Below are 11,386 nucleotides of genomic sequence, written 5' to 3' on the forward strand. Positions count from 1 at the left end.
GCCTTACGGCGTATTTATAGCAAGATTTCGGTATTAACTATCGTATAAAAACACGTTGTATTCAATGGGTTGAGAGTTTTTCAGGGGCGACTATCTCTCTGGTCAGAAGATTCAGTACAACTGGCATTGGGAGCGGTTGTGGCCATACATCATTAATACGGAACCACAAGACATTGTTGCCAGCGCGAATGGTACTGCCGTGGTGGCGGACAATGGGGCGTTAATCATTGAGCCGGACTTTGGTGGCGAGCGCCAATTGGTAGCGGAATACGATCAGCTTGTGGTGCGTGATGGGGATTTGATCTTCCAGGGCGATACCATTGCTAGGATCGAAGGTTGGCGCTTCGGCCCGATAGCTCAAGGACTATGGGTGACCATAGAGATCTCTGTCCTGTCGTTGCTATTTGCTACCCTTCTTGGCGTCATTGTTGGTTTAATGCGCGTCGCCAAAGCACAGGTATGGCGTAACTTGGCAGTTACCTATGTGGAAATTATTCGCGGCACACCATTACTCGTACAAATTTTCATCGTTTACTTTTTTATTGGTACCGTTTTCGATCTTGATCGGTTCACCGCTGGTGTTGCCGCCCTTTCAATCTTTACTGCAGCTTATATTGCCGAGATAGTGCGGGCGGGTATTCAGTCCATCGCGCCGGGGCAGATGGAAGCAGCGCGCTCGTTGGGGATGAATTACCCGCAGGCGATGCTTTACGTCATCATGCCGCAGGCGGTGAAGCGCAGTTTACCTGCATTGGCTGGGCAATTTATTAACTTGATTAAGGATTCCTCCTTAGTCTCGGTTATTTCTATCACCGATCTAACAAAGGCTGGTCGGGAAGTAGTGAGCGGTAGCTTCGCTCCTTTCGAGGTGTGGTTCACGGTTGCCGCTTTGTATTTGATAGTGACGGCAAGTTTGTCTTTCGCCATTCAACGTTTGGAAAAGAGGTTAGCCGCCAGTGACTGATAAAGCAGTGAGCAAGCCACTGATTGTGGCACAACAGGTAAACAAGATCTTTACCAATGGCTGCCAAGCCTTAAAAGACGTTTCCCTTACAATTTGCGAAGGGGAAGTGGTCGTCATCATTGGTCCAAGTGGGTCTGGTAAATCAACATTTCTACGTACACTTAACCAGCTCGAAACGATTAGCTCCGGCACCATTTGTATTGATGGCATCGACCTCGCAGACAAACGCACCAATATTAATAAGTTGCGTGAGGAAGTTGGGATGGTGTTTCAATCCTTCAACCTATTTCCCCATAAAACGGCCCTTGGAAACGTGATGTTAGCGCCGATGAAGGTGCTGGGACAAAGCAAAGGCCAAGCTTTAGAAAGCGCACGAAATTTACTGTATCGGGTTGGATTACATGATCGCATGGACCATTACCCGTCCAGATTGTCGGGCGGTCAACAACAACGGGTGGCCATCGCGCGCTCGTTGGCCATGAAGCCCAAGGTGTTGCTCTTCGATGAACCTACTAGCGCCTTGGATCCGGAAATGGTCGGTGAGGTGTTAGACGTTATGAAAGAACTCGCTCAAGAAGGAATGACCATGGTCGTGGTCACTCATGAAATGGGTTTTGCTCGGGAAGTTGCAGATCGCTTGGTCTTTATGGAGGAGGGAGAGTTAATATTGGAAGAAACACCGGAGCGTTTCTTCAACTCGTCCCATCCGCGCTTGCAACGTTTTTTGGGTCAGGTACTCTAAGCGTCCTAGTTGCTAAAGCGTGATGTGAACCTTCTCGGATGAATCAAAAAACTCTACCGCCGTTAAATTGGCTTCGTACTTTCGAGGTCTCTGCCCGTAGTCTCAATTTCACTAAAGCGGCCCAGGAATTACATCTCACCCAGGGGGCGGTTAGCCAACAGATTCGCTTGTTGGAGCGACACTTAGGGGTAGCATTATTTGTGCGCTTGCCCCGAGGATTGGCATTAACCGATGAGGGAATGTCTTATCTGCCGGTAGTACAAGACTCCATTTCTCGGTTGGCTGCTGCCACTAATGAGCTGTTCAATCAGGATCAGCGTCCTCCAGTAAAGATCCGCGGTAGTCTGTCTTTTTTTGTGCATTGGCTGGCTCCTCGGTTAACCGAGTTTAATCAGCTGCACCCTAATATTGATATTCGCTACATCAGTTCATTGTGGGTTAAAGACTCGGATGCGGATGATGACTTCGAGATTCGCTGGGGTAATGGTAAATGGCCTGGGTATTTATCCCATCGGCTAAGCTGGGATACGCTTTTTCCGGTCTGCTCACCAGCGCTTTTAGAGCGTGTACCTCTGGTAACCACAGCTGACTTAGCCAACCATACCTTGTTGCATGTGTTGGGCTATGAGGAAGGCTGGGGTTACTGGTTGTCGATGGCCAATGAAGAGCGTGTGGATCCTGCCCATGGGATGCAGCTAGATACCTTATTAGCATCCCTACGGTTGGCCGAGGTAGGAGTGGGGGTAGCGCTAGCCCGTTCTTCAATGGTGGAAGACCTATTGGCTTCTGGTCAATTAGTTGAGCCATTTTCACTGCGAGTCCCCGCCAGTGAATCCTTTTATTTAGTACAAAAGTCTGGAACGGACTTGTCCTATGAGGCAGGCATATTTTTTGACTGGCTAGAGCGCGTTAAATGATAAGACGGAAACAGCGACCACTGAGTCGCTGTTTGCTCCGTCATCGACGGCTCAGACTCGCATAAGCAACGTTGAAAGCGCCTTCCTGAAAGCCTTTTAAACCTGTATCGGCAAAGTCGACTGGCAGTGGATTTTGCTTGATGATTTCTTTCAGTGTGGCATTGTTCATTAGCTCCACCGTAACCGTATCAATTAGCTGAACCGCCGCTTCAATTTTAAAGCCTACCGCACCACCGGCGAACTTACCTTTAGTAGGGCGTTCGCGGATTACCACATGATTCACCTTGTAGTCTTCGAACAGCTTTTTCAGGGTGAACTGAAACTTGCGTACTTCACTGGCGTCATCTGAGTGGGTCAAGGCATGACGAACTCGGCGACAATCGGGAATCTGAAACAGCCCATCTTCTTTTTTTAGCAGGCACAGAATAATCTCGCTGCCTTTGATCTCAACACCACAGGTAATCATATTGGGGTTCCGTTAGTAAATTGGTATGTTCTGAGTTTAGCCAAAACGCTGTTCTAAATAGCGGATAATCTCTGAGGATTCATACATCCACTGGACTTGACCGTTTTCCTCGATGCGTAGGCAAGGAACTTTGACTTTGCCGCCGCCGGCCAGTAGCTCTTCCCGGTATTTAGAGCCTTCGCTAGCGCTACGCTTTTCGATTGGCACGTTTAGCTTATAAATGGCGCGACGGGTTTTAATGCAAAATGGGCAGGCAAAAAACTGGTATAGGGCGAGGTGTTTGGCTGCTTCGTTAACAATCGCTTGTTCTTTCTCAGAACGCTTCTTTTTGGAAAAACGGGTTAAGACATCCACTAGGGCGATGATGCCACCGAGTAAGTTGCGGATAGCTTTGATAAATAACTTCATGATTTAGGCTCTTCAATGTGACTGCTGGGCAGTTCTTGATGGGTGATTCTCGATGGGCGCCATTCTAGCGATAAATCCAGTTGGATTTAAGGGGCGATCAGGAAAACAAGTGGAAAATCCCCCAACGAGCGTCAGGCTAGTCGGGGGTGAGCATTTTTTAGCGCTTGGGGCGTTTTTTGCCAGATTTCGAACTTTGTCCCAGAGCTTTGGCGCGCAGTGCTTTTTTGGAAGGTTTGCGTTTTGGTTGGTTGTCTTCTTGAGCCAAGAAGTTTGGCTCGAAGCCCTCGACCCATTGCAGGATGACATGCTCGCCGGTCAGCTTTTCAACATCGGCAACTAGGTATTTTTCTTTGTGGGAAACCAGTGAAATCGCGAGTCCCTCTTTGCCAGCACGCCCGGTGCGTCCAATACGGTGAATGTAGTCTTCCGCGTTATAGGGTAATTCGTAGTTCACCACGTACTGGAGTTGCTGGATATCCAGTCCCCGGGCGGCGACGTCAGTGGCAACCAATGCGCGAACCTTACCCGCTTTAAACTCTTCCAAGCTCCGTTCCCGGGCACCTTGGGATTTATCCCCATGGACACCGGCGCAACCAATACCGTCTTTGGCTAACTCAGCCACGAGTTCATCCACGGCTTGTTTAGTACGGGTAAAAATCAGTACCTGCTGCCAGTTTTTGGAGCCAATCAAGTAAGCCAAAAGCGCCGCTTTACGCTTGCTGTCTACTTCATAAAAGGTTTGCTCTACTTTGGTTGCGACGGCATTGCGCTCGGCAACTTCGATCAACTCCGGCTGCTTGAGGAGTGTTTTGCTTAAGGCAAAGACTTCATCATTGAAGGTGGCAGAGAAAAAGAGTGTCTGACGCGTTTCTGGTAAGCGCTTTAAAATCCGCGCGATATCGACAATAAATCCCATATCCAACATGCGATCGGCTTCGTCTAAGATCAGGGTTTCCAGGTGGCTTAGGTCAATCAATTCTTTAATGGCTAACTCAAGCAGTCTGCCGGGTGTGGCGACCAGCACCTCGCAACCTTGTTGTAAGGCTTCGAGCTGGGGATTAATACTGACACCACCGTAAGCCACAACCGTTCTTAATTCCGTGCCCCCACTGTACTTTATAAAGCTTTGGTATACCTGTTGGGCCAGTTCCCGCGTTGGTGTCAGAACCAGTACCCGAATGCGGATGGCCTTATCTTGACGTTGGATATGTCGCTGAATCAGCGGTAGGGCGAATGCGGCGGTTTTGCCAGTTCCTGTCTGTGCTCCGGCCATGACATCTTTACCTGCCAAGACGGCAGGAATGGCAGCTTGCTGAATGGGAGTTGGCGTGAGATACCCCAAATTAGCGAGTTGTGTTTGCAGTGTGGCAGCAAGACCGAGATCGGCGAAACTCATGGCTATACCTTTTATGTCATTACGAAAGGGAAAAAGCGGTGTAGTGTATCACGCCTAGGATTATCGCCAATGGTGGCGTTTTATCTTTGTTTGCTACCACTTGTCTGGGGCGTAACAATATTTACTGATAATGATAGACACTGTTTATCACAGTCATTGATATGGGAGGGCAGATCATGTCAGGTAAAATTCTCGTTGCGGGTGCGACAGGGTATCTAGGACGTCACATCGTACAGGCGCTATTGGATAGTGGTAGAGAGTTTGCAGCTATCGCACGCAATAGAGCTAAACTGTCTGCTATGGGGGTACGTGATGATCAGATCGTCAGTTGCGAGTTGACCGATGTCAGCCAGGTTAAAGGAATATGCCACGGCTACGATATTGTTATCTCTTGTGTGGGCATCACGCGACAGAAAGATGGTTTGACCTATCAAGATGTGGATTTTCAGGCAAATTTGAATTTGCTGCTCGATGCAGAAAGTGCGGGCGTTAAGCAGTTCCTATATATGTCGGCTTTTAAAGCGCAGGAGTTTCCACAAGTACGCTTGTTGCGGGCTAAGGAGCGTTTTGCACAGCGCTTGCAAGCGTCGGATATCCCACATCCAATCGTTGTGCGTCCCAATGGTTTCTTTTCTGATCTGGAGGCCTATTTGGATATGGCCCGCTCTGGTAGAGCCTATGTGTTGGGAGATGGTTCCTTAACACTTAACCCTATCCATGGGGCCGATTTAGCGCAATTTATTCTGTCGGCCTTAGATGAAGATAAGAACGAATGGAATGTGGGTGGCCCAGATATCCTCACTACAGCGCAAATCGCTGAAGCGGCATTCGCTGCTGTCGACAAGCCCGTGAAAATTCAATCATTGCCTATCGGGTTGATTAACGTTCTATTGCCAGTACTTCGGATTATGCCGGAGAGTTGGGTTGGTCCAGCCGAGTTCTTTCTGACTGCCGGAAGACAGGATATGGTCGCCCCCCAATATGGCAGCCACCATTTAGCGGAGCATTTTCAAACATTGTAGTGCTATTTCTTGCGTCAAAGTTACAATAGCGGCCTGTTTTTCGGGGACAATATTATGACTCGCTTGCTACAAACACCTTGGCGCTTGATTCAAGAAGCAGCCAAAGTCTACTGGACTTTGCTCAAAGTGATGGTGCCTGCACTAATCATTGTCAAAGTGCTGGATATGCTCGGTGGCGTTACCTTGTTGGGTCACCTCTTGGCACCTGTGATGCAGTGGGTTGGTTTGCCCGGTGAAATGGGTATTGTTTGGGCGACCCTAATGCTCACTAATATTTATACTGGCATGTCGGTGTACTTTAGTCTCGGCATGTCAGAGTCCCTAACCGTGGCGCAAGTTACCGTGTTGGGCAGTTTGGCACTGCTTTCTCACTCCATCCCGATTGAAGGGGCCATCGCCAAAAAAATGGGTGTCAGTTGGCGTGTTACCATCGCGCTCCGGGTGGTGGGTGCTTTAGTGTTAGGTGGCATCTTGAATGGCATTTACAACCATTTTCAATTATTGCAGCAACCTAGCCAGTTACTCTGGCAGCCTTCCGCAGTGGCTGATACCAGTTTACTCGGCTGGGGCAAAAATCAGTTGGAAACCCTGGCTTGGATTTATGTCATTATCTTTGTATTGATGGCGTTGCTGCGTATTCTGCGCGTGTTAGGTGTAGAACGCTTGATCCATGCCTTGCTCTTTCCGTTGCTGCGTATGCTGGGGATCGGCCGTGACGCGGCGAATGTGGCTGTTATTGGTGTGGTGCTGGGGTTGACCTTCGGCGCGGGTCTGCTTATTAAAGAAGCCGAGTCGGGTAATTTGACTCGACGGGATATCTTTTTAACGATTTGCTTCCTCGGGCTGTGTCACAGCGTTATTGAAGATACGATGCTGGTACTGCTATTGGGAGCTGACTTGTCCGGTATCTTGTGGGGAAGAATTGTTTTCGCGTTAGCAGTGATTGCCATTCTGGCGCGTATTGGTTTTGTTTCGCGACGACTTGAAACGAAACCTAACCAGCTGTCCTAAATCGTTTGTAAACAAATCATGGTGCGTAAACGGGCTTTGCCATATTGACTCATTTTGTCGAAGTCTGTTTTCCGTATCGGAACATGCTGAAAATCCATTGGATCTTCGTGTTTCTCCATATCTGGATCATGAATGTAGATATGGCGGGAGTCTTGTCCCGTCACTAGCACCCAATGGGGCGCCTTGTTGCCATTGAGCCGATAAGTGCTAATCAGAGTAATGACGTTCTGTCCTTTATTCAGTGCTTCTTCTAACTGGGCCAAGCCGAAGTTTAGATAGTGAATAGGTATTGCTTGCCTCTGGCATTCTGCTAGGAAACTTTGGTGCGTGGTTTCTAATACCGTTTTTTTGAGGTCGTCGCGCACTCCATCGGTAAATAAAGGCTGCGTATCATTGACCCAAACTTCTGCCTTGATCTTGCGATTGACTGCTGCTATCGCCAATCCAAAAGGATGGCAGCCACCGTGACCACTGGTCATATAAATGCTCGTGGCTTCACGCCAAATCGCTAATTCTTGGGCCAAACTGGCGTCAATTTCCTGTTGTGCTGAAAGCGCCATCAGCAATGATGCTGGGCCACAGGTGAAAGGCGTCCGTTGCGCCACATAAGGAATTTTAGCGAGTTCTGGCTTGTCGCTACGGTAACGTAACCGCTTTAACATGCGAATCGCGTTAGAGGCATCTTCGTAGTAATCCAGATAGCGACCAAAGACTTTATAGCCTTGTTGTTCATATAGGCGAATAGCTGCCGTATTAAACTCACTGACTTCAAGACGTAAAGATATACAGTCCTGTTGTGCTGCCGCTTCCTCCGCCGCTTGCAGTAAGGCTTTACCAACGCCTTTTCCTCGGGCTTGTGTGGAGACGGCTAAGGAATATAACCGGGCATGAAGTCGTCCTTTAAATAGATGCACTAAGGCGTAGCCATTCAGCTGATTCTGTTCATAAGCCACGAGCATCACTGAACTATTGGACTTGATACCGTGACGCAGGCTTCTACGACTCATTCGGTCGCCTCTAAAAGCCTGATTTTCTAGTTTTTCCAAGTCATCGAGATCGCCCAACACCGCTGTGCGAACCTGTAAAGTCGGGAGGTTTAACTCAAGAGAAGGGGATGACATGGTCGCCTCCGAACGGGGCAAAATGGCTGGAAATTGGCAGCAAATTCTAGCGAGAGAAAAGAGAAAAACCTAGGGTAAAAACCAATAAATTTTTATTTATAGACTACTATTCAAGGGGCAAGTTTAAGCGCATTATGCGCCTAATTTCTCCGCCCAAATAGGAGGGCAAACGCCCCATGGCACAGACTTACATTGTTGTTGATGATCTAAAAGATTGGTCGGCTTTTTTGCCGAGTAACCAAGTGATTACCTTCCCTCAATACCTCTCTTTATCGACCCGTGCTGGTGACCGTACCCGCATCATTAACCTTTGTAAAACGAGCAAATATCTTTCTGACGGTTACTACTGCTCTTTGTTGGCAGAAAGTCGAGCCCACAACGTAATGCCCTCAGTACGCGTACTAAACGACCTTAATGATAGTGGCTTGAAAGATATCGACATTCACCACTGGTTGCCGGAATTGGTGAAAAAGTTAGGTGTGCCCGCGGAACCCGTTACGATTAAGGGATCGGCTATTTTTGGTCGTTGTTTGACACCGGAGTTAAAAGACTTTGCCCGAAAGCTATTCGAAAAATACCCGTGCCCAGTAATATCTTTTGCTTTGTCGTACAAACATAGCTGGCAAATTAAGAGTGTTAAAGTCGGCTCACATCTAAAATTGACGGATGACGAGGAAACCCTGTTTGCCGAATCCTTAGATGCTTTCAGCGGCAAGGTATGGAACCGTGCCCGAAAAAGTCGCTCGGTGAAATTTGATCTGGCTATGCTGGTCAACCCTGAAGAGAAAATGCCTCCAAGCGATAAATACGCGTTAAATAAGTTTATTCAAGCAGGTCGTCAACTGGGCATTCAGGTAGACATGATCGGTCCTAAAGATATCGTCCGTCTGCCAGAGTATGACGGCTTATTCATTCGTGAAACCACGAATATCGACCATCATACTTACCAATTCGCTAAAAAAGCCGAAGCGGCTGGCTTGGTGGTGATGGATGATCCCCAGTCCATCATGCGTTGTACCAACAAGGTTTACCTGGCAGATTTGTTCAATACCTATAAGGTGCCTAGCCCGAAAACTCGGATTATTCACAAAGGTGAGTCCGATTTGGTGACTAAGTTAGAGCAATATATTGATTACCCTATGGTGGTCAAAATCCCCGACGGAGCCTTTTCCAAAGGAGTAGTTAAGGCGCAGGATACCGCCGAACTACAAGCCTGTTTGGATGACTTGTTTAAAAAATCCAGCTTGCTGCTCGTACAAGAATACCTGTACACAGAATTTGATTGGCGTATCGGTGTGCTGAATAATCGTCCGATTTATGCTTGCCGCTATTACATGGTGAAGAATCACTGGCAGATCTACCAACACAGTGAGTCCAAGAGTCAGAGTGGAGGCTTCGATACGCTGCCAACCTTTGAAGTACCGCGCCGGGTACTGCAGGCAGCGATTGCAGCGACCAAGCCCATTGGTAACGGCCTATATGGTGTCGATGTTAAAGAAGTAAAAGGTCGTGGTTATGTTATTGAAGTGAATGACAACCCGAGTATCGATCGCGGGGTAGAAGACAAATATTTGGGTGACGAGCTGTATATGTTAATCATGTCGGAATTTCTACGCCGGATGCAAAAGAAAACGGCGACTGAGTAACCGAACGAGCGGTGGTGTAACTGATCACGCCACCGCTTTTTTAGTACAGACAAAGATACCATTGCCACTTTTGCCATTCCATGCACTCAAACACTCATAGTCGTGCTCCATCACCTGAACGTGGAAATGCACCTCCAATAATTCAATAAGCTGGCTAAAACTCAATGCCACCATCGGGTGGCTATCTTGCCAAACTTCCACTTTGTCGCCCGTTGTGCGTTGCATGGTAAGTCGCAAGTTTTGCTGCGAACCACTGCCTTGGTAAAACATTGTGGGTAGAGTGGAGCTGGGGGACTTTGTCGCACAGGTGGGGTGGTATAATAAATTGCCTGTTTGCTCATTTTTTCGTACAGTCTGCTCTATTAATCGACAACCACTTCTGTTGTATCATTGTCCCTCTCACCTGCACGGAGCGCACGATTAAGCATGAGAATGTCACTGTTCACCCACGCCAAGCGCATCAACGATCGCACTGTGGACGTAGCCTTTCAAACACACGGCAAACTCGGTGGGGTCGTCACCGTCCTCTTCGACGCCCCCCAAGATGAACTCGAAATCTGTGCCGAACTGTGCGCCATGCGCTATCTAATTGTCGAGCGTCAATGCTTCAAAGTCGAAGTCAAAAAAGGGTCGTCCATCGGTCTCGTTGTCTCCCGTGGCTCGATCCGCAAGGTGGCCAAAAGCATGACCACCAACAAGCCCATTGCCTACGCTTATGCCGGTTTCCTTCGCACCCGCTTGATGGGATGCCATATCGAGACCGCCAAAAAACTTCACCCCCATCTCAAAGATTTTGATCGTCCTGTCCAAACCGAACCGACCGAAGAGCACCCCTATATCGTTGAGCGACACACCATTACCGCCGCTCCTATGCCTCATGAGCCCGTCGCCACCGCCGTAGGCACCCTCTACGTGACACGTCATGCTATCGATCAATTCATCGAGCGTTCCCCCAACGGTCAAGCCATCAAGCATCCCTGGAACTCGTTCTTGGTGCAAATACAACACCCCGAACTCAAAGAAGTGCCCTTGCCATCCAAAGTCGCCCAGCATAAGTTGCGCAAATACACGGACGCAGAGTTGCCCCTTGAAGAGCGCTTAAAAGCGCTACCCAAGCTGTATACTCACACTACGTCCAATATCTACATTGTGGTGGTCAACAGCGTGATCGTAACCACCTATTTTCGCGGCCAAGAGTACTGGTAAACACAAAATGGTTTTTTTGAGGTTGCGTTCATTTCTTGCTGGGATAGGATGATTTCGCTACTTTTGATCCCGTTGTCTAGGCTGTGGCAGGCAGAAAACTTCTGCCGCTAATAGCTATACTGTTGGTACATCAAGCTTCCTTGCTCGCAGAAGGATTTGATGGACAGGCCAGAGGCTCGCCACTTTTCGATATGGTCTGCCCAAGCTTGGTTTAACGCTGTGTTTGCATTCATGTGGTGTGCTCCGTGGATGAATAGACGAAACCCAGTTTGGGCGGCGTTAAGCGCGAAAACTAGAGGCTTATTTAGTGACACTTACGGTTCACAATCACAATCTTTAGGGTCGGAAAGTGAAAGAGATTTCAAAAAATCAGAAACTAAAGGAAAAATAGATAGTCGTCCCTGAATAATGGCGATTTTAGACTAAAGCGCCATTTCATTTTCTAGCCTTCTCGGCAATAAGGATTGTATCAATCTCATCCCGCTAT

Annotated in this window: 13 protein-coding genes; 7 read left to right on the plus strand and 6 right to left on the minus strand. The window is 48.3% G+C overall.

The genetic code is table 11. The annotated features are described in order from the left end of the window. Positions 1-136: 136 nt before the first annotated feature. Genes FJM67_RS16095 through FJM67_RS16105 form a run of 3 tightly spaced genes read left to right on the plus strand, consistent with a single transcriptional unit; the run spans position 137 to position 2,623 of the window. Positions 137-964, plus strand: coding sequence for an amino acid ABC transporter permease (locus tag FJM67_RS16095; RefSeq protein ID WP_235890092.1), 828 nt, complete (start codon positions 137-139; stop codon positions 962-964). Further along, positions 957-1,706, plus strand: coding sequence for an amino acid ABC transporter ATP-binding protein (locus tag FJM67_RS16100; RefSeq protein WP_140591494.1), 750 nt, complete (start codon positions 957-959; stop codon positions 1,704-1,706). Before FJM67_RS16095 ends, FJM67_RS16100 begins: the two co-directional genes overlap by 8 nt. A gap of 38 nt (positions 1,707-1,744) precedes the next feature. Next, entirely contained in the window at positions 1,745-2,623 is an 879-nt protein-coding gene (locus FJM67_RS16105) for a LysR substrate-binding domain-containing protein (RefSeq protein ID WP_140591497.1), read from the plus strand. A 40-nt stretch (positions 2,624-2,663) separates the two neighbouring features. Here FJM67_RS16105 and FJM67_RS16110 read toward each other — a convergent pair whose 3' ends face one another. The 3 genes from FJM67_RS16110 to FJM67_RS16120 all read right to left on the minus strand — a co-directional run bounded on the left by FJM67_RS16110 (position 2,664) and on the right by FJM67_RS16120 (position 4,893). Continuing rightward, positions 2,664-3,089: a DUF3010 family protein gene (locus FJM67_RS16110; RefSeq protein WP_140591500.1), complete on the minus strand. Its 426-nt coding sequence runs from the start codon at positions 3,087-3,089 to the stop codon at positions 2,664-2,666. A 36-nt stretch (positions 3,090-3,125) separates the two neighbouring features. Continuing rightward, positions 3,126-3,497 (minus strand): glutathione S-transferase N-terminal domain-containing protein, encoded by a 372-nt coding sequence (locus tag FJM67_RS16115; RefSeq protein ID WP_140591502.1) that lies wholly within the window; start codon positions 3,495-3,497, stop codon positions 3,126-3,128. Between the two features lie 157 nt (positions 3,498-3,654). After that, complete coding sequence (locus FJM67_RS16120) at positions 3,655-4,893, minus strand: DEAD/DEAH box helicase (RefSeq protein WP_140591505.1); 1,239 nt, start codon at positions 4,891-4,893, stop codon at positions 3,655-3,657. Positions 4,894-5,069: 176 nt separating this feature from the next. Between FJM67_RS16120 and FJM67_RS16125 the strand changes: the two genes are divergently transcribed. Together FJM67_RS16125 and FJM67_RS16130 are read left to right on the plus strand one after the other, a co-directional pair. Continuing rightward, a complete protein-coding gene (locus FJM67_RS16125) occupies positions 5,070-5,915 on the plus strand; it encodes an SDR family oxidoreductase (RefSeq protein WP_140591507.1) in 846 nt (281 codons plus the stop codon). Between the two features lie 54 nt (positions 5,916-5,969). Beyond that, positions 5,970-6,926 (plus strand): hypothetical protein, encoded by a 957-nt coding sequence (locus FJM67_RS16130; RefSeq protein ID WP_140591510.1) that lies wholly within the window; start codon positions 5,970-5,972, stop codon positions 6,924-6,926. On the opposite strand, the gene FJM67_RS16135 is transcribed toward FJM67_RS16130, so the two are convergent. Further along, positions 6,923-8,047 carry a peptidase C39 family protein gene (locus FJM67_RS16135; protein WP_140591512.1) on the minus strand — a complete coding sequence of 375 codons (1,125 nt, stop codon included), beginning with the start codon at positions 8,045-8,047 and terminating at the stop codon, positions 6,923-6,925. The genes FJM67_RS16130 and FJM67_RS16135 overlap by 4 nt on opposite strands. 176 nt (positions 8,048-8,223) lie before the next feature. Here FJM67_RS16135 and FJM67_RS16140 point away from each other — a divergent pair, with 176 nt between their 5' ends. Next, entirely contained in the window at positions 8,224-9,693 is a 1,470-nt protein-coding gene (locus tag FJM67_RS16140; protein WP_140591515.1) for a RimK family protein, read from the plus strand. Positions 9,694-9,717: 24 nt separating this feature from the next. On the opposite strand, the gene FJM67_RS16145 is transcribed toward FJM67_RS16140, so the two are convergent. After that, positions 9,718-9,918, minus strand: a complete 201-nt coding sequence (locus FJM67_RS16145) for a hypothetical protein (protein WP_140591517.1) — start codon at positions 9,916-9,918, stop codon at positions 9,718-9,720. A gap of 201 nt (positions 9,919-10,119) precedes the next feature. Here FJM67_RS16145 and FJM67_RS16150 point away from each other — a divergent pair, with 201 nt between their 5' ends. Next, positions 10,120-10,899 (plus strand): hypothetical protein, encoded by a 780-nt coding sequence (locus tag FJM67_RS16150; protein ID WP_140591520.1) that lies wholly within the window; start codon positions 10,120-10,122, stop codon positions 10,897-10,899. A 107-nt stretch (positions 10,900-11,006) separates the two neighbouring features. On the opposite strand, the gene tnpA is transcribed toward FJM67_RS16150, so the two are convergent. After that, positions 11,007-11,132 (minus strand): IS66 family insertion sequence element accessory protein TnpA, encoded by a 126-nt coding sequence (gene tnpA, locus FJM67_RS17870; RefSeq protein ID WP_268888277.1) that lies wholly within the window; start codon positions 11,130-11,132, stop codon positions 11,007-11,009. Between the last annotated feature and the right edge of the window lie 254 nt (positions 11,133-11,386).

It is taken from the genome of Maribrevibacterium harenarium (genome assembly GCF_006385675.1).
GTDB lineage: Bacteria > Pseudomonadota > Gammaproteobacteria > Pseudomonadales > Marinomonadaceae > Marinomonas > Marinomonas harenarium.

Bases quoted from the DNA above. Each gene is read 5' to 3' on its own strand.
- FJM67_RS16115 (WP_140591502.1), bottom strand. From the start codon at position 3,497: ATGAAGTTATTTATCAAAGCTATCCGCAACTTACTCGGTGGCATCATC.
- FJM67_RS16125 (WP_140591507.1), top strand. From the start codon at position 5,070: ATGTCAGGTAAAATTCTCGTTGCGGGTGCGACAGGGTATCTAGGACGT.
- FJM67_RS16135 (WP_140591512.1), bottom strand. From the start codon at position 8,047: ATGTCATCCCCTTCTCTTGAGTTAAACCTCCCGACTTTACAGGTTCGC.
- FJM67_RS16130 (WP_140591510.1), top strand. From the start codon at position 5,970: ATGACTCGCTTGCTACAAACACCTTGGCGCTTGATTCAAGAAGCAGCC.
- FJM67_RS16120 (WP_140591505.1), bottom strand. From the start codon at position 4,893: ATGAGTTTCGCCGATCTCGGTCTTGCTGCCACACTGCAAACACAACTC.
- FJM67_RS16110 (WP_140591500.1), bottom strand. From the start codon at position 3,089: ATGATTACCTGTGGTGTTGAGATCAAAGGCAGCGAGATTATTCTGTGC.
- FJM67_RS16145 (WP_140591517.1), bottom strand. From the start codon at position 9,918: ATGCAACGCACAACGGGCGACAAAGTGGAAGTTTGGCAAGATAGCCAC.
- tnpA (WP_268888277.1), bottom strand. From the start codon at position 11,132: ATGAATGCAAACACAGCGTTAAACCAAGCTTGGGCAGACCATATCGAA.
- FJM67_RS16150 (WP_140591520.1), top strand. From the start codon at position 10,120: ATGAGAATGTCACTGTTCACCCACGCCAAGCGCATCAACGATCGCACT.
- FJM67_RS16105 (WP_140591497.1), top strand. From the start codon at position 1,745: ATGAATCAAAAAACTCTACCGCCGTTAAATTGGCTTCGTACTTTCGAG.
- FJM67_RS16140 (WP_140591515.1), top strand. From the start codon at position 8,224: ATGGCACAGACTTACATTGTTGTTGATGATCTAAAAGATTGGTCGGCT.